Annotated in this window: 12 protein-coding genes; 4 read left to right on the plus strand and 8 right to left on the minus strand. The window is 67.1% G+C overall.

All coding sequences use genetic code 11. The features are described from left to right. Positions 1-35: 35 nt before the first annotated feature. A complete protein-coding gene (hrpA, locus tag J2X06_RS10800) occupies positions 36-4160 on the minus strand; it encodes an ATP-dependent RNA helicase HrpA (RefSeq protein WP_310062156.1) in 4125 nt (1374 codons plus the stop codon). Positions 4161-4255: 95 nt separating this feature from the next. On the opposite strand from hrpA, the gene J2X06_RS10805 reads away from it, so the two are divergent. Together J2X06_RS10805 and recQ are read left to right on the plus strand one after the other, a co-directional pair. Further along, positions 4256-4798 (plus strand): Dps family protein, encoded by a 543-nt coding sequence (locus J2X06_RS10805; protein WP_310062159.1) that lies wholly within the window; start codon positions 4256-4258, stop codon positions 4796-4798. Between the two features lie 203 nt (positions 4799-5001). After that, positions 5002-6819 (plus strand): DNA helicase RecQ, encoded by a 1818-nt coding sequence (recQ, locus tag J2X06_RS10810; RefSeq protein WP_310062161.1) that lies wholly within the window; start codon positions 5002-5004, stop codon positions 6817-6819. Positions 6820-6939: 120 nt separating this feature from the next. Here the strand turns inward: recQ and J2X06_RS10815 are convergent, their stop codons facing one another. Both J2X06_RS10815 and J2X06_RS10820 read right to left on the minus strand, forming a co-directional pair. Then, complete coding sequence (locus tag J2X06_RS10815) at positions 6940-7539, minus strand: NADPH-dependent F420 reductase (RefSeq protein ID WP_310062165.1); 600 nt, start codon at positions 7537-7539, stop codon at positions 6940-6942. Between the two features lie 29 nt (positions 7540-7568). Continuing rightward, positions 7569-8330: a 3-oxoacyl-ACP reductase family protein gene (locus J2X06_RS10820; protein ID WP_310062169.1), complete on the minus strand. Its 762-nt coding sequence runs from the start codon at positions 8328-8330 to the stop codon at positions 7569-7571. Between the two features lie 118 nt (positions 8331-8448). Between J2X06_RS10820 and J2X06_RS10825 the strand changes: the two genes are divergently transcribed. Together J2X06_RS10825 and J2X06_RS10830 are read left to right on the plus strand one after the other, a co-directional pair. Continuing rightward, complete coding sequence (locus J2X06_RS10825) at positions 8449-9378, plus strand: LysR family transcriptional regulator (RefSeq protein WP_310062172.1); 930 nt, start codon at positions 8449-8451, stop codon at positions 9376-9378. A 96-nt stretch (positions 9379-9474) separates the two neighbouring features. Then, positions 9475-9789, plus strand: coding sequence for a PilZ domain-containing protein (locus J2X06_RS10830; protein ID WP_310062175.1), 315 nt, complete (start codon positions 9475-9477; stop codon positions 9787-9789). 65 nt (positions 9790-9854) lie between these two features. Here the strand turns inward: J2X06_RS10830 and J2X06_RS10835 are convergent, their stop codons facing one another. The 5 genes from J2X06_RS10835 to J2X06_RS10855 form a co-directional block, all read right to left on the minus strand. Continuing rightward, positions 9855-11444, minus strand: coding sequence for a serine hydrolase (locus tag J2X06_RS10835; RefSeq protein WP_310062178.1), 1590 nt, complete (start codon positions 11442-11444; stop codon positions 9855-9857). A gap of 2 nt (positions 11445-11446) precedes the next feature. After that, positions 11447-12616, minus strand: a complete 1170-nt coding sequence (locus J2X06_RS10840) for a YkvI family membrane protein (protein ID WP_310062180.1) — start codon at positions 12614-12616, stop codon at positions 11447-11449. Then, positions 12613-13599 (minus strand): DUF1611 domain-containing protein, encoded by a 987-nt coding sequence (locus J2X06_RS10845; RefSeq protein WP_310062184.1) that lies wholly within the window; start codon positions 13597-13599, stop codon positions 12613-12615. Before J2X06_RS10845 ends, J2X06_RS10840 begins: the two co-directional genes overlap by 4 nt. A gap of 180 nt (positions 13600-13779) precedes the next feature. Next, positions 13780-16131: a TonB-dependent receptor gene (locus J2X06_RS10850; RefSeq protein ID WP_310062187.1), complete on the minus strand. Its 2352-nt coding sequence runs from the start codon at positions 16129-16131 to the stop codon at positions 13780-13782. A gap of 37 nt (positions 16132-16168) precedes the next feature. After that, a complete protein-coding gene (locus tag J2X06_RS10855; protein ID WP_310062190.1) occupies positions 16169-17311 on the minus strand; it encodes a dipeptidase in 1143 nt (380 codons plus the stop codon). Positions 17312-17345 lie beyond the last annotated feature (34 nt).

A 17345-nucleotide genomic window follows, 5' to 3' on the forward strand; every position in this document is an offset into this window, starting at 1 on the left:
CGGAGCACGCGGCGCTGGTCACGTCCGGCGCCGCATCAGCGGCGCAGTGAATCCAGCCGCTGCGCCAGCTTCTTGGGCGAGACGCCACCGCGCGCACCCAACTCCTGCGCGAACAACGAAACCCGCAACTCTTCCAGGTCCCAGCGCAACGCCTGCCATTCCGGCGTATCGGCGTTCCCCTCGGCCACCGCTTGCGCCAGTGCATCGGCAAACGGCTTGAGCTCAAGCATCCGGGCCTGGTCGCGCACCGGATCGCGCAGCGCGCGCTCGCCGCGCAGCGCCAATGCCTTGAGGTAACGCGGATACTCGCGCAGCACTTCGCCCGGAACATGGCGCAGGAATCCCGGCGGTGTCAGCGACGCCAGGTGCGCGCGCATGTCGTCGAGGTTGCCGCTGGCCCATCCCATCAGCGGCGATTCCAGCTTGGAACGCGCCTCGGCGACGGCGGCGAGGATGCTCTCCGCCTGGCGCAGGCGCTCCATCGCTTCCGGGAACAGCTGCTTGACCACCGCGTCGCGGCGAGTTGCGAAGGCGGCAGGGTCGCGGATTTCTTCCAGTCCCTCGCTGGTCAATGACGCGAACGCGCCGTCGAGCAGATCGGCGCGCAGGCGGTCGCCTTCCCTCAAGGGCAGGCCATCGTCGCCGCGCCTCGGCGCGGCTGATTCGATCGATGCATAGAGCAGGCCGGTCTTCGGTGTGACCGGCAACTGCTTGCGCGCCTGCTTGAGCTTGTCGGCCAGCGCCATCGCCAACAATCGCCGGACGCCGCGCGGATGTTCGCGCCGCGCCACGTCGCGCTCGGCATGCACGCGCAGCGACACGCTGTCGCCGTCATCGTGCAACGCCGGGTAGGCCGGCACGCCGCCGGCACCCGGCACGGACACCGGGATGGGCGTGTCCGGGAATGCGTGCAATCCCTGCTGCGCCAGTCCTTCGGCCGCCCGCGCCGCGAATGCCGCAGCCGCGCGCTCGCCGAAACGCTTGCGCAGTTCGTCCAGGTCGCGGGATTCGGCCAGCACATGCCCGCCCTTCCCCGACGGAGATTCGAGCAGTTGCAGGTTCATGCGCAGATGCGGTTCCAGCGACGCCTCGTCGAAGTCGAGGGCCGACACGGCCACGCCGGTGAGCTTCTGCAGGAAGCGCGCCAACTCGCCCACCAGCGAGTCCGCGCTGGGCTGTGGGTGCGCCTCATGGAAAGCACGCGCGAAATCCGGCGCTGGCACGAAGTTGCGGCGCAGGATCTTGGGCAGCGACTTGATCAGCGCCGCCGCCTTGTCGGCGACGAAGCCCGGCGCCAGCCACGACAGGCGCGCCGGATCGAGCGCATTGAGCAGGTGCAGCGGCACCGCCAGCGTCATGCCGTCGTCCGGCGCACCCGGCTCGAAACGGTATTTCACCGCCAGCCGCGCGTTGCCCAGCGTGAGGTAGGGCGGGAAACGCAGCGCATCGCTCTCGTCGCCAATCATCAGGTCCGACAGCGACCATTCCAGTGACGCCTTTTCTATGTCCGACAGCTTGCCGTACCAGGCATCCAGCGCCTGCGCGTTGTGGACCTGCGCCGGCAGCCGGTCCAGGTACCACTGCGCCATCCAGTCCTCGTCGACGACCAGGCCGCTGCGCCGCTGCTTGGCTTCCTCGTCGCGGGCTTTGGCCAGCGTGGCCAGGTTGCGCGGCAGGAACGCGCACCGCGTATTGATCTCGCCGGTCACCAGCGCATCGCGAGCGAAGATCGCCCGGCCTTCCTCGGGGAACAACGCGCCGTAGTGCACCGGGCGCTTGGGCGCCAGCACCAGCCCGAACAGGCTGATCTGCTCGCTGCCTACGACACGCCCCTGCGAGCGCGACCAGCGCGGGTCGTGCTGGCGGCGCGCCAGCAGGTGCGGCAACTCGGTGATCGCCCAGTCCGGTTCGATCGCGGCGTTGGTCAGCGACCACACACGCTCGGTATCGAGCAGCGTCGCCGACAACACCCACGGCGGCGGCTTCTTCGACAGCGGCGAACCGGGAAACAGCTGGAACTTGCGGCTGCGCGGGCCGTCGTAGAGGCCGCGGTCGCCACGAAAGCCGATCTGCGTCGGCAAGCCGGCAATCAATGCGCGGTGCAGTTGCGCGTACTCGGCGGCATCAGGCAACACCCGCTGGTCTTCACCCTTCGCAGAGGCAGGACCGAGGGAGATTTGGTTTTTCTTGCCGGGAACTCGAGGCGAATCCCCGCCCGCCTTTTTCACTGGAGCGACAACCGCGCTGTCCCATCCCAGCTCTTCCGCCATCAGCTTGAGCTGCCGATGCAACTCACGCCATTCGCGCATGCGCAGGAAGCCGACGAAATGTTTCTCGCACCAACCGCGCAGCTTGGACTGGGTCAATTCCTCATGCGCGGCCTGGTAGGCCTCCCACAGCTTGAGGATGCCGACGAACTCCGACTTTGGATCCGCGAACTCGGCGTGTGCATTGTCGGCAGCAGCGCGCTGGTCGGCCGGGCGCTCGCGCGGGTCCTGGATGCCGAGGAACGACGCGATGACCAGCATCTCGCGCACCACGCCGTGTTGATGGGCGGCGACCAGCATGCGCGCCAGCTTGACGTCGACAGGCAGTCGCCCCATCAGCTTGCCGGTCGCGGTGAGCTTGCGCCGGCCGTCATCGGTACTGACGTCGACGGCGCCCAGTTCGGCCAGCTGCTGCCAGCCATCGGCAATGGCGCGCGGATCGGGCGGTTCCAGGAACGGAAAATCCTCTATCCGCCCCAGTCCCAGCGACAGCATGCGCAGGATGACGCCCGCCAGTGCAGCGCGACGTATTTCCGGATCGGTGTAGCGCGGGCGCGAATCGAAGTCGGCTTCCGAATAGAGCCGGTAGCAGGTGCCCTCACTGATGCGGCCGCAACGACCCTTGCGCTGGTCGGCGCTGGCCTGGCTGATCGGCTCGATGTGCAGGCGGTCGAGCTTGCCGCGCGGGCTGTAACGTTTGACCCGCGCCATGCCCGGATCGACCACGTAGCGGATGCGTGGCACCGTCAACGACGTCTCGGCGACATTGGTCGCCAGCACGATGCGACGCTTCGGGCCGGGATTGAACACGCGGTCCTGGTCGCGCACCGACAACCGCGCATACAGTGGCAATACTTCGGTCTCGCGGTACTTGCGGCGCTCCAATGCCTGGTGCGCGTCGCGGATCTCGCGTTCGCCCGGCAGGAAGATCAGCACGTCGCCGCGAGGATCCTCGCGGGTGATCTCGTCACAGGCGCCGACGATGCCGTCGTTGACGGTCCGCTCGCCGCCGCGATCGTCCTCGGCAGCACGTGGATTGGCGCGCCGTTCGCCTCCGCCTTCTCGAGTCCGCGCTTGCGCGTCATGCTCCAGGCTGGCTTCCAACGGCCGGTAGCGCACCGACACCGGATAGCCGCGACCCTCCACGCTCACCACCGGCGCGTCGCCGAAATGCGCGGAGAAGCGCTCGGTGTCGATGGTGGCCGAGGTCACGATGACCTTCAGGTCATGGCGCTTGGTCAGCAACTGCTTGAGGTAGCCGAGCAGGAAGTCGATGTTGAGGCTGCGCTCGTGCGCCTCGTCGATCAGCAACGTGTCGTATTGCGACAGCCAGCGATCCGACTGGATCTCGGCGAGCAGGATGCCGTCGGTCATGAACTTCACCGCGGTCTGCTCGCCGACGTTCTCGGTGAAACGCACCTGGTAGCCGACTGCGCCGCCGAGCGTCGTCTGCAACTCCTCGGCGACCCGGCGGGCGACCGCGCGTGCGGCGATGCGGCGCGGCTGGGTGCAGCCGATCATGCCGGCCGCGCCGCGACCTGCGGCCAGGCACAGCTTGGGAAGCTGCGTGGTCTTGCCCGAACCGGTCTCGCCGGCGATGACGACCACGGGATGGGCGCGGATCAACTCGACGATGCGATCTCCTTCGGCCGCAATCGGCAAAGTCGGCTCGACTTCCGCCTTGGGCAGGGCGGCCATGCGCGCCTCGCGTTGCGCCACCGATGCCGCCAGCGCCTGCGCGAAGGCCTCGCGCGCACGGCCATCGTCGGGCTTGCCGCTCCAGCGCGACCACAGGCCATGCAGGCGTCCACGGTCGCGACTCAACGCGCCATCGATGGCGCGCCGGGCCTGGCGTAACGCAACGCTGACATCGGCGTGACTAGACTGCGCCATAGGTTTCATCGATCGCACTGCAAGAAAAAAACCATTTCAAATCGCGGTAGGCAATCCCTATTGTCGCCGCAATACCGACCCAGAGGAGATGGCCAGTGGCCAAACACAAGTCCGCCAAGTCCAGCAACGACCAACCGGCCCCGGCCGGCAGCGACACCTCGCCTGTCATCGATATCGGGATCGGCAAGGACGACCGCAAGAAGATCGCCGAGGGTCTGTCGCGCTTCCTGTCCGACAGCTTCACGCTGTACCTGAAGACCCACAACTTCCACTGGAACGTCACCGGGCCGATGTTCAACAGCCTGCACGTGATGTTCGAGGGGCAATACACCGAGCAGTGGAATGCGCTGGACGAGACCGCCGAGCGCATCCGCGCCCTGGGCTACAACGCGCCGGGCTCGTATGCCGAGTTCATCCGCCTGAGCTCGATCGCGGAGGAACCGGGCCTGACCGACACCCTGGACTGGCGCGAGATGGTACGCCAGCTCACCGTCGGCAACGAGGCGGTGGCCCGCACTGCGCGCAAGGTGTTGAAGACGGCCGATGAGGCCGGCGACGACCCGACCGTCGACCTGATGACCCAGCGGCTGCAGACGCACGAGAAGTACGCGTGGATGCTGCGTTCGCTGCTGGAGTGAGCGCCCCTCTCCCTGCCGCCTGCGGCGGCTGTCCCTCTCCCACAAGGGGAGAGGGATCGGGCCACACCCGCTTTGGCTGATGCCGCGACACCCTTTCCGCCGTTCATGGGGGCGAACCTGCCGGTTGCTCCCCGCGTAAAAGCCCCATCCCTCCCCCGGTGGTTTCCGCAGGTCCCGCGACGCGCCGCCGTTAAACTGTGCGCATGTCCGAAAACGCTCTCGACCTGCTCCGCCGAATCTTCGGCCATACCGGCTTCCGCGGCGAACAGGCGCAGATCGTCGAGCACGTGGCCGACGGCGGCGATGCCCTGGTCCTGATGCCCACCGGCGGCGGCAAGTCGCTGTGCTACCAGTTGCCGGCGCTGCTGCGCGAGGGCTGCGGCCTGGTCGTCTCGCCGCTGATCGCGCTGATGCAGGACCAGGTCGAAGCGCTGCGCCAGGTCGGCGTGCGCGCGGCCTACCTCAATTCCACGCTCGATGCCGCGGCCGCCGCACAGGTCGAGCAGCAACTGCTGACCGGCGAACTCGACCTGCTCTACGTCGCGCCGGAACGGCTGCTGACCGGTCGGTTCCTTTCGCTGCTGGACCGTGCGCGGATCGCCCTGTTCGCCATCGACGAGGCCCACTGCGTCTCGCAGTGGGGGCACGACTTCCGCCCGGAGTACCGCCAGCTCACCGTGCTGCACGAGCGCTGGCCCGACATCCCGCGCATCGCCCTGACCGCCACCGCCGACGCGCCGACCCGGCGCGAGATCGCCGAGCGCCTGGCGCTGGAGGACGCACGCCAGTTCGTCAGCTCGTTCGATCGCCCCAACCTGCGCTACCGCGTCGTCCACAAGGACGGCGCCGGCGTACGCCAGCTGCTGGATTTCCTGGCCGGCCATCGTGGCGAAAGCGGCATCGTCTATGCGTTCTCGCGCAAGCGCGTGGAGGCCGTCGCCGAGCAACTGCAGGCCGCGGGCATCAAGGCCCTGCCCTACCATGCTGGCATGGACGCGAAGCTGCGCGCCGGCAACCAGCGCCGCTTCCTGCAGGAAGACGGCGTGGTGATGGTGGCGACGATCGCCTTCGGCATGGGCATCGACAAACCCGACGTGCGCTTCGTCGCCCATGTCGACCTGCCCAAGTCGATCGAGGGCTACTACCAGGAAACCGGCCGCGCCGGCCGCGACGGCGAACCGGCCGAACTGTGGCTGAGCTATGGGTTAGGCGACATGGTCAACCTGCGCACGATGATCCAGCAGGGCGAGGCCGGCGAGGACCGCAAGCGGCTTGAACTGGGCAAGCTCGATGCGCTGCTGGGCTATTGCGAGTCCACGCAATGTCGCCGGCAGGCACTGCTGGGCTGGTTCGGCGAACCGCATGCCGGCGCCTGCGGCAATTGCGACAACTGCCTGGAACCGCCACGCAGCTGGGACGGCACCGAAGCGGCGCGCAAGGCGCTGTCGTGCGTGTACCGCACCGGCCAGCGCTTCGGCGCGGGGCATCTGATCGACGTGCTGCGCGGCATCGCCACCGACAAGGTGAAGCAGTACGGCCACGAGCGGCTGAGCACCTGGACGATAGGCAGCGACCTCGACGAGCGGCAATGGCGTGGCGTGTTCCGCCAACTGGTCGCCGGTGGCGTGCTGGAAGCCGATGTCGAACACCACGGCGCGTTGCGCCTGACCGCGTTGAGCGGACCGGTGCTGCGCGGCGAACGGGCGCTGATGTTCCGCAGCGAAGCGGCCAAGCCGCCGCGTGGACGCAAATCGCGCGGCGGCGGCACGACCAGCCCGGCCATCGAACTGGACATGGACTCGCAGATCCGGTTCGATGCGCTGCGCCAGTGGCGCGCGACCACCGCGCGCGAGCAGAACGTCCCGGCCTACGTAATCTTCCACGACAGCACGTTGAGGGCGATCGCGGAAGCGGCGCCGGACGATATGGTCGAGCTCTCCCGCATCCCTGGCATCGGCGCGAGCAAGCTCGATCGCTACGGCGAGGCGGTATTGCAGCACCTGTTCGACCACGTTCCCTGATCCTGCCGTCTTCGTCGACGACTACGGATCAGCGCAGGATGGGCCTCGGCCGCCTCCGGGACAGCGATGCAAAGGCGGGCCGAGGCCCGCCCTGCACTTCATGCCGCATGCGGCGTCGAATCAACCGAACTTCACCAGGTTGTGCACCGGTAGCGGGCCACCCGGGAACTGCACCAAGCGGCCGCCGATCGCGAGCGACCCCAGGTCCACGCCGAAGAATCCGAGCTTCTCGATGAGTGAACCGACCTCGCCCTTCGCCTGCTCGTCGTCGCCCGAGTAGAACAACACGCGACGGCCACCCTCGGCGCGCGGGTCGGCCGACACCAGCGGAGCCGGCAGGTGGTTGAACGCCTTCACCACGCGCGCACCGGGAACCAGCGCGGCGAAAACCTCGCTCGAAGCACGACCGTTCAAGTCGACCGGCTGGAACAGAGGTGCCTCGATGGGATTGTTGGCATCGATGACGATGCGTCCGTCCCAGTCGGGCAACCCCTCGAGCGCAGCCGGCAGTTTCGACCAGTTGACCGCGACCAGCACGATGTCGGCGCGGGCGGCTTCCTCGAGCGTGACCGCGCGGATCGACGGTCCGAGTTCCTTCACCAGCGACGCCAGCGAATCAGGACCGCGACGATTGGCGATGACGGCCGGAATACCGTGCCGGGCCAGCGCGCGGGCGAAGGCGCTGCCGATCTGGCCGGCGCCGATGATGCCAATGCTCATGATGTTTCTCCAGGAAATAGAGTGACGGGTCAGGCGGTGAAGCCGCCGTCGGCGACGACGTCGGCGCCGGTGACGAAAGCGGCCTGCGGGCCGGCCAGAAAGGCCACGACGTGAGCCACTTCCTCCGGCTTGCCGTAGCGCCCGATCGCCATGCCCGGGCCGACGATCTGGCTGACCGGGCCGCCGTCGGGATTCATGTCGGTGTCGGTCGGCCCCGGATGCACGGTGTTGACGGTGATGCCGCGCGGGCCCAGGTCGCGCACCAGACTGCGGTTGAAGCCGGTCACGGCGCCCTTGGTCAACGTGTACAACGACGCGGTCGGAAACGCCGCATAGCGCGTCATCGAGCTGCCGATGTGGATCACGCGTCCGCCCGAAGGCATGTGGCGTACGGCTTCCTGCGTGGCGACGAATACGCCGGTGACGTTGACCGCGATCATGCGTTCGTAGTCTTCGAAACGGATCTCGTCGATCGGGCCGCCGAGCGCGATGCCGGCGTTGTTGACCAGGATGTCGACGGCGCCGAAGGCAGTGACCGTCCGGGTTACCGCGGCGCGCACGGCCTCCGGGCTGCCTGCATCGGCTTCGATGGCGATGGCGCGGCCACCGGCGGCTTCGATGTCGGCGACGACCTGGCGTGCCTTGTCGGGCGAAGCGCTGTAGGTGATCGCAACGGCGGCGCCATCGGCCGCCAGGCGGCGCGCAACGGCCGCGCCGATGCTGCGGGAGCCGCCGGTGACCAGGGCGGTCTTGCCGGACAGGGGCTTGAGGGTGGCTTCATTGTTGGACATGGGGGACTCCGAACCGGAAGGGAAAGGGATTGCGTGGGACGAACTATGGAAGCCCCACTACCCCGCCGGTAGCGGTTAATCACTAGAATCAATTTCAAGCATCGCTTGAAGAGCAGTCATGGAAACCCTGGCCAATCTCGAATCGTTCGTGCGCAGCGCCGAACAGGGCGGCTTCTCTCCCGCCGCCCGGCAACTGGGACTGACCCCAGCCGCGGTCAGCCGCAACGTCGCCATGCTGGAGCGCAACCTCGGCGTGCGCCTGTTCCATCGCAGCACGCGCAAGCTGACGCTGACCGAGGCCGGCGAGCGGTTCCTGCTGTCGGTCCGAGGCAACCTCGAAGGGCTGCAGGCGGCGATCGCCAATGTCGCGTCGGAACGCGGCGAGGCCTCCGGCGTGCTGAAAGTCAGCACGGCGCTGAATTTCGGCATCGAATACCTGTTGCCGTTGGCGCCTTCACTGCTGTCACGCCATCCCGGTATCCGCATCGACTGGCACTTCGAAAGCCGCCAGGTCGACCTGATCGCGGAAGGTTTCGATGCGGCCATCGGTGGCGGATTCGAACTTTCTCCCGGCGTGGTGTCGCGCCCGCTGGCGCCGGCGCACATCATCGCCGTGGCATCGCCCCGCTACATGGAAGGCCGCAGGAAGCCGAACGATCCGACCGCACTGCGCGAACTGGACGGCATCGTGATGCGTTCCGCACGCACGGGTCGCGTCCGCACCTGGACGATGCGCAATGCCGTCGGGCGCGAGCAGACGGTGGAACTGCGCGAGCACCTGGTGTTCAACGATCCCGCGGCGATGACGCGCGCCGCGCTGCTCGGCCTGGGCGTCACGCTGGTGGCCGTGCCCGATGCACTGCCGCACCTGGAATCCGGCGCTCTCGTTCGCCTGGCGCCGAGGTGGTACGCCGATGCCGGACCGATCTCCATCTACTACGCCAGCCGCACCCTGCTTCCGGCGAAGACACGGGTGTTCGTCGACCACGTCGTCGATGCGTTCCAGCGCGAGCGGTTGGCGGAGCGGTTTGCGGGCAGCCTGGCTTGATGTGAACGAAACGTTCGCGCACGCCGTTGGTCGGAAAGCGTGCTCTGGGAGCATGACAGCCCGGCTCCGGCCCATCATCGGCGCTAGCATGCCGGCATGAGCACGGGCACCGACAGACGTCGTCAGCCGCGACATGAAGTGCGGCTGGCGACCATGATCACTCCCAACGGGACCCAGCACGATGCCACGGTGCTCAATCTTTCCCGAGGCGGCGCTTGCGTGGCCCTGTCCAACGACTGGACCCCGGGCGACGGCGCGCCGTTGAAGCTGCTTTTCCAGATGGACAACGACGAGTCGATCGTGGTCGAAGCCCATGTGGCCCGTATCGCCGTGGATCACATGGGACTGGCCTTCGATCCGGGGCAAGCCACGCGCATCCGCGACCTTCTGGAGCGGACGCTGCCTCACTGAGGCGGCACAACCGGCCCGATTGCGCTACCAGCCCGGCTCGATTGCGACCTCCCCCGCCTCCACCCTCAAGATTTCGGCGACGGCGTGAACAGCAGGTCCTGGAAGTCCCAGCTGAAGTCGGCGATCGGCGAGATCGCTTTCATCGTGATGCGCTCGACCTTGCCCTCGGCATTCAGGCCGAAATTCACGTATGCCTGTTCGTACTCCGGGTTGTCCCACACCGTGCGGAAGGTGTCGTACCGCACGTGCTCCAGGCGGCCGGTGAGGCCCGGCGTCTGCAGGAAGTTCACGCGCAGCGCGCCCTTGTCGTTGGTGATGGTGATGGGGCCGTACCACGGGTCCGCATAACGACCCGCATAGCTGGCTTGCGCGAGCGTCGGCTTGCCCTGCGCGGCGGGCGTCGCCTTTGCGGCGGCGTCGAGTGCAGCCAGGCCGCCGTCGGTGCGCATGTCCAGGAACTCGTCGAACGCGGCGACCCAGTCGGTCTTCGGCGCGCCGAGATAGTGGTCGATGACCTCGAGTGCCACGCCACGCATCACCTGCACGTCCTCGGAGTTCATCTGGAACGCGACGCCGAAGTCGCGATCCGGGAACAGCGCGATGTACGTGTAGACGCCGAAGATCGCGCCGCCGTGCTCGATGACCTTCTCGCCGCGATAGTCGCGCACGCTCCACCCCAGTGCATAGGAGGAGAACTTCGGCGCAGCTCCGGCCAGCTTGCCCGGGTACTTCGGCGTGGGCGTGGGCACGACGGGCGTCCACATCTGCTGCGCGGACTGCTCACTGAACACACGCACTTCCTTGCCGGCCTCGTTGGTCCACGCGCCGTGGCCGAGCTGCACCTGCATCCAGTGCGCGAGATCGTTCGCGCTCGATGACAACCCGCCTGCCGGCGCCCCGTTGTCGCCGAGCGTCTTGCGTTCGTCGAGTACCGCCTGTTCGCCCATGCCGCGCACGCGGCCGTTGGTGCGCGCATGCGGCCATGCGCGATTGGGATTGGCGAAGCGCGCGGACTGCTCGGTCACCGAGCTCGTCATGCCGGCGGGCTTGAGGACGCGCTCGCGCACGAAAACTTCCCACGTCTGGCCGGTGACTTCCTCGATGAGCTGGCCCGCGACGGAGTACAGCACGTTGTCGTACGCATAGCCGCTGCGGAAGCTGGTCGCGGGCTTGATGTAGCGCAGGGCACGCACGGTGTCGGCGCGGCTGCGCGACGAGGTCGGGATGAACATCAGGTCGCCCGCACCCAGGCCCAGGCCGCTGCGGTGCACGAGCAGGTCGCGAACCGTGATCTCGTTGGTGACCCACGGGTCGTACATGCGGAACCACGGCATGTGGTCGATGACCTTGTCGTCCCACTTGATCTTGCCGTCGTCGACGAGCACGGCGAGCGCGGCGGCGGTGATCGCCTTGCCGGTCGAGCCGGTGGGGAAGATCGTGTCGGCGTCCACGCGCTCGGGCGAACCGAGGCGGCGCACGCCGTAGCCCTTGGTCAGCGTGGGCTTGCCGCCCTCGACGATCGCGATCGACATGCCCGGCACGCCGTGTGCCCGCATCGCGGCGTCGACGCGCGCATCCAGGTCCGCAGGCGGCGCGGCGAATGCGGCACTCGTCAACAACGTCGATGCCAGCAGCGCGAAACAACGTCTGGTCATGTTCAATCTCCTTGCAAGGAATGGGGTTGCGCGGCCACGGCCGGCTGCGGCGAAGCCCGCAACAGCCGCCACACGCCGATCGTCAGCACCGGCAGCACGTAGACCGCCAGGAACAGGTAGGCCAGCGCGCGGTAACCGCTGGCGATCAGCGTCACCAGACCGAATCGGTCGGCGATGAAGATCGAACCGACCAGCAGCGCCACGGCGATGGCGAAGCGCCCGCCAATGGGAAGCTCGACACCGCGTCGCGCGCGCCAGGTCGCGGCGACGCGCTCGTTGGCGGCATGCACCGCGGCGGCGCCGCTTTCCAATAGCGCACTGAAGATCATCATCTGGAACAACAGATGGAACACCGGCATGTTCAGCTGGCGCAGGATGTAGTCCGACGGCAGCGCCTGCTCGCCGATCTGCGGATACCAGGCGATCATGCAGATGAAGAACAGCAGGCCCGGCAGCATCGCCAGCGGGCCGGCCAGCACGCCGGCCACGACCGCGTCGCGTCGCGACCGGAAGTGCCGCGCCAGCGGCAGGACCATCACCGCGCCGACGATGTTGTACCCGGCATAGGTCAGGCCGCCCGACAGCCAGCCGTCGGTCGGCACGGGCGTGCTGAAATGGTCCATGGCCTGGCCGCCGAAGCCGGCCAGCACGAACACGAAGAACAGCACGTACACGCCATACAGGAAGAACGAGACCCACTGGAACAACCGCTCGACCGAACGGTTGCCGAACGCGGTGAAGGCGCCGATGCCGGCCATCAACAGCAGCGTGCCGACCAGCGCCGGCCAGCCGAACATCGCCTGTCCGATCGCGCCGGCCGCCGCGCCGAACACGGCCAGGATCAGCACCATGAACACCACGTAGGCGATCTCGAACACGAAAGCGAACGGTCCGAGCAGCGTGTTGAAGAAACTCAGGTAGTCGAAGCTGCGCGTGGCCTGCGCCAGGGCGAAGGTGAGTGCGCACAGCACGCTCCAACACACCATCGCGACCGCTATCGCCATCACGCCGCCCTGGGGGCCGCTGGGAATGAAGTACTCGGCCAGCTCCCGCCCGGTGGCATAGCCGCCGCCGATCACCGCCGCCTTGAAGGCGAATCCCGGCAACAGCAGGCGCTGGAACCAGCTCGACGTGCCACTCGAAGCGGGGCCACCCACGGCGGTGCCGCTCATGCCAGGCAGGCCTCGACCAGACGATCGAAGGACGCGCCACTGCGCATCGGATCGGCCACCGGCATGCCCAGGCGATCGGTTTCCCACGCCAGCAGCCGATTGGCCATGTCCTCGTCCAGGCGCGAGGTATTGAGGCTGACACCGGCGCATCGGATGCCCGGCCGCGTGCGCGCGCCCAACTGCAATGCCAGCTCGATGGTGTCGGTGATGCTGGGCACGGCGAAGCGCGGATGGCCGAGCATGTACTCGCGTCCGGGCTCGTGGCAGACCACGATCACGTCCGGCTGGCTGCCATGCAGCAGCGCCAGCGAAACACCGGCGTAGGCCGGATGGAACAGCGAGCCCTGCCCTTCGATAACATCCCAATGATCGGCCGGTGCGTCGGGTGAGAGCATCTCGGCGGCACCGGCGGCGAAGTCGGCGACCACCGCGTCCATCGGAATGCCGCCGCCGGCGATGAGGATGCCGGTCTGGCCGGTGGCGCGGAAAGTCGCATCGACGCCGCGCGCGTTGAACGCACGGGCCAACGCCAGTGCGGTGTATTTCTTGCCGAGCGCGCAGTCGGTGCCCAGCGTCAGCAGGCGCTTGCCCTGGCGCGGCAGGCCCGAAGCGATCGGTATGCCGGCAGGCGGCTGGCGCACGTCGATCAGGCGGCGACCAAGACGATCGGCGGTTTCACGCAGGCCGTTGATGTCGCGCAGCCGCGCATGCATGCCGCTGATGATGTCGAGGCCGGCCTCCATCGCCTGCACCAGCGCGGGGACCCAGTGCTCCGGGATGAAGCCGCCGGAATTCGCCACGCCGATGACCATCGCTCGCGCGCCACGCGCATATGCCTGCGCAGGCGACAGCGATGGGAGCCCCGTGCTGACCATCGCACCGGCGAGGACATGTTCTCCCACGCAGCGGTCGCGGGCCCAGTCCCGCAGGCCGAAGGCGGTCTTGGCGTATCCCGGCTCGGTCGTGTCGCCCAGGAACAGCAAGTAGGGTCCGGGCAGGGCTTCGACCGGGGGTGGCGCGCTTGAGGATGACGTGGTCGAGGATGGCGTGCTTGATGAGGTCTGGGGCATTGAACTTCAAATACCTGCTTTGGCGGTGCTGGCTCCCGCTGGCGCACAAAGCGCCAGCGGGGCCTGGATGCCGTGGATCCACGGCGCCGGAACTCAGAACCTGTAATCGACCTCGATGCCGACGGTCCGCGGCTGTATCGGCGCGGCGGCGAGGTTGTCCACCCCACCACTCAACGCGGTGACATCGTTGATTCTCTGGTATGCGCGCTCGTCGGTGACGTTCTTGGCGTAGGCGCGGAACGTCCAGTTGTCGTTGCTGACGTAGGCGTTCAGATCCAGCGACCAGTAGTCGTCGACCCGCAGCGGCTCGGTCCTCGTCGACTGCAACAGGGTCGGCGGCGTGGTCGTTGCGTTGAAGACTTCCTGGAGATTGGTCGTGCCGTTCTCGGTCTCATCGACGAAGCGCACCGCGCCACCGAAGTGCGCGGTCCAGTCGCTGTTGAGCGGCATGGTGTAGTCGGCGGTACCGGACCAGCTCCATTCCGGCACGTACGGCAGCGCGTCGCCCTCCAGGCCGCTGGTGATCTGCACCAGGGCCGCTCCCTGCCGTACCGAGATCACCGGGAAGTTTTCCTCCAGCTTGGAATCGGTGTAGGCGCCGTTGAGGCCCAGGTCGAGGCGGTCGGTGGCATGGAACACCGTGGTCAACTCGATGCCCGTGCTGCTGGCCTTGCCGGCGTTGACCAGGCCGGAGATGCCGTTCACGACCGTAGCCACCTGGATGTCTTCCCAGTCGATATAGAAGCCGGTCAGGTCAAACAGCACGCGGTTGTCGAACAGCTGCGACTTCAGGCCGAGCTCGTAGTTGGTCAGTGTCGACGAATCCACCTGCGAGGGCAGGCCCGGCACCAGCACGTTCGGGCCGCCCGGCTGGTAGCCGGTGGCGACGCGGGCATAGATCATGGCTTCTTCGCTGAGCTTGACCTGGGGGCTCACGCTCCAGGTGAACACGTCCTCGGACGAGCTGTTGGACGTGGTGCCGATCGGTATCAGGATGCCCTCGGTGACGATCTGCGAGAAATCCTGATCGTTCTCGGCATAGCGGATGCCGGCATCGATCTTGAAGACGTCGTTGAACTTGTACGAACCGTTGGCGAAGACCGCCGTTTCCTCGTAGGTGCTCGGAATCGTCAGCAGCGTCAGGGTGCCGGCGACGCTGTCGAATGGCGCCGGCAACGGCGAGCCATCGAGCTGGTACAGCTGGGCACGCTGGGTCTGGACGGCGTCTTCCTTGGTGTAGAACACGCCGGCCATCCACTCGAACGCGCCGTCGGCCTTGGACACCACGCGGAATTCCTGGGTGAACTTGTCCAGGTCCAGGCCGATATCGAAGTTGGACGCGCCCGGATCAGGCAGGCCCAGGAGGAGGTTGGCGACCTCGCCGAACTGCACGGTCGAGTCCTGGCGGATGAAGCTGTTGGTTTCGGAATAGCCCGTGGCCGAGACGAAATCGGCCCAGCCCATGTCCCAGTTCACGGTCGCCGAGTAGTAATCGACGTCCTTGTTGAACGGCTCGTCCACAAACACGCTGTTGGTCAGGTCGCCGAACAGCGGCTGCTGGCTCTCCGGGTCCAGTGCCACGAGAGCGTTGTTGTCGCTGTCGATGGTCTGGCGCATCGCGACCAGGTCCAGACTGAACGCTTCTTCCTGCCAGCGCAGGGCGGCGCGAGCGCTGGTCTGGTCGCCGTCGTTGATGTCCTTCTGGCCGGTGACGCTGTTGTCGATGTAGCCCGGCAATTCGTTGCGGGCGTAGCTCACCCGCAGTCCGACGCGATCGGTGACCAGCGGCAGGTTGGCGCCCACGCGCGCATCCCAGCCCAGGTCACCCGCGCTCTTGACGCTGGACAGCCCGCCGCCGACGCGGAACTCGGTGCGGGAAAGATCCGGTTCGACCGTGACGTACTTGATCAGGCCGCCCATCGTGCTGGCGCCGTACAGGGTGCCCTGCGGTCCGCGCAGCACTTCGATGCGCTGGATGTCGTACGGCAGCAGGTCGAGCGCGAAGAAGTTGGCCGCCTGGTACACGCCGCTGGAGCCCAGCGGGGTTTCGTCGAGGTAGGTGCCGACGGTGGCGCTGGACGACAGGGCCGACACACCGCGCAGCGACACCGCCGTCTTGCCCGGTGCGCCGTTGCTGCTGATGGCCAGTCCGGGCACCGAGGCCTGGAAATCGCTGAGCTGGGTGGAGTGGAAATTGTCGATCTTCTCTTCGCCGATCACGCTGATCGACGAAGGCACGTCGCGGATGTTCTCGACGCGTTTGTTGGCGGTGACCACGACCTCCTCAAGCGTCACGGGATCCGCGGCAGCCGCATCTCCCGCCGACTCGGCCGGGGCTTGCTGCGCAAGCGTCGGCCCGGCCATGCACAGCGCCAGGGTGAACGAGATCGCGGTGGTCAACGAACGGCGCATCGGTGCCCGTTCGCGCGTGTGGTGCTTATGCATGCCCCTCTCCCAAAGGTTCGCCGTTGATCGGCGTGTGTCAGCCAAGAACATCACCGAGCAAGCGCCGGAAGTTGCCTCCCAGCACCAGCCCGATGTCGGTATCGGAATAACCGCGACGGATCAGCGCCCCGGTCAGTTCGTAGATCTTTTGCGGATGGTCGAAACCATCGGTATCCAGCTTGTCGCGGAAGGCGTAGCTGGACTTGTACAGGCCGCGCAGCGTCTTGAGCTGGTCGGCCGGCATGTCGTCGTAACCGTGGAGGTCGGCATCGGAACCGATGCCGACGTGTTCGATGCCCACCAGCCTGGCGACGTGGTCGATGTGGTCGACCATGTGCTCCACCGTGGTCGGTTCCTGGTCGCGAACGAAGTTGCGCACGCCGGTGATGCCGATGACACCGCCCTTCGCCGCGAGCTTGCGGATCGCCTCGTCGGTCTTCAGGCGTGGATGGTTGTTCAGCGCGCGGCAGTTGGAATGGGTGATGGCGATGGACTTGGCCGACACTTCGATCGCATCCAGCGTGGTGCGGTCGCCGCAATGCGACACGTCCACCAGCATGCCGACCTCGTTCATCGCCTTGACGATCTCGACGCCGTAGTCGCTCAGGCCGCTGTCGACACGCTCGGTGCCGCCAGTACCCAGCAGGTTCTGCGCGTTGTAGGTCAGCTGCGAGCAGCGCTGGCCGAGCTGGTGGAAGGTCTTGACGTCGGCGGCGGTGCGGAAGTGCTCGGAGTTCTGCACGCCCATCATCAGCGCGACCCGTCCATGCGCCTTGGCACGGTCGAGGTCCGCAGCGGTGTCGACCAGGCGGAACGTGTCCGGATTGCGGCCAGCGTAGCCCTGCCACGCCGCCAGATAGGCGAGCACGTCCTCGTGGGCATTGGGACCGCTGACGCCCACGGAATGGTGGAAACCGGTGATGCCGGAGCGGCGGTACTGCGCGGCGTCATCGGCACTGAGCCGCAGCGCGAAGGCCTCGGGCCGGAAATCCAGCTTGAGCGGCGCCAGCATGTCGATTACCAGGCTGCGCTCGACCAGCCGGCGCGTGCGAGCGGAATAGCGCATTACCGGGACTCCGGCCCCGGCCAGCACCGGGACCGGCAGGGCCGCAGCCATGGCCGAGCTGGCCAATGCCTTGATCCACTGTCGCCGCCCGATGCTGGAAAAACCCAGTGCCATGCCCGCTCCACTTATCCTGATTAGGATGTAAACA

The organism is Lysobacter niastensis (assembly GCF_031457115.1).
GTDB classification, from domain to species: Bacteria; Pseudomonadota; Gammaproteobacteria; order Xanthomonadales; family Xanthomonadaceae; genus Lysobacter_J; species Lysobacter_J niastensis_A.

What these genes read in the sequence shown, in the direction of transcription:
- J2X06_RS10825 (WP_310062172.1), top strand. Translation starts at nt 8,449, where the DNA reads ATGGAAACCCTGGCCAATCTCGAATCGTTCGTGCGCAGCGCCGAACAG.
- J2X06_RS10830 (WP_310062175.1), top strand. Translation starts at nt 9,475, where the DNA reads ATGAGCACGGGCACCGACAGACGTCGTCAGCCGCGACATGAAGTGCGG.
- J2X06_RS10835 (WP_310062178.1), bottom strand. Translation starts at nt 11,444, where the DNA reads ATGACCAGACGTTGTTTCGCGCTGCTGGCATCGACGTTGTTGACGAGT.
- J2X06_RS10815 (WP_310062165.1), bottom strand. Translation starts at nt 7,539, where the DNA reads ATGAGCATTGGCATCATCGGCGCCGGCCAGATCGGCAGCGCCTTCGCC.
- recQ (WP_310062161.1), top strand. Translation starts at nt 5,002, where the DNA reads ATGTCCGAAAACGCTCTCGACCTGCTCCGCCGAATCTTCGGCCATACC.
- J2X06_RS10820 (WP_310062169.1), bottom strand. Translation starts at nt 8,330, where the DNA reads ATGTCCAACAATGAAGCCACCCTCAAGCCCCTGTCCGGCAAGACCGCC.
- hrpA (WP_310062156.1), bottom strand. Translation starts at nt 4,160, where the DNA reads ATGGCGCAGTCTAGTCACGCCGATGTCAGCGTTGCGTTACGCCAGGCC.
- J2X06_RS10840 (WP_310062180.1), bottom strand. Translation starts at nt 12,616, where the DNA reads ATGAGCGGCACCGCCGTGGGTGGCCCCGCTTCGAGTGGCACGTCGAGC.
- J2X06_RS10855 (WP_310062190.1), bottom strand. Translation starts at nt 17,311, where the DNA reads ATGGCACTGGGTTTTTCCAGCATCGGGCGGCGACAGTGGATCAAGGCA.
- J2X06_RS10850 (WP_310062187.1), bottom strand. Translation starts at nt 16,131, where the DNA reads ATGCATAAGCACCACACGCGCGAACGGGCACCGATGCGCCGTTCGTTG.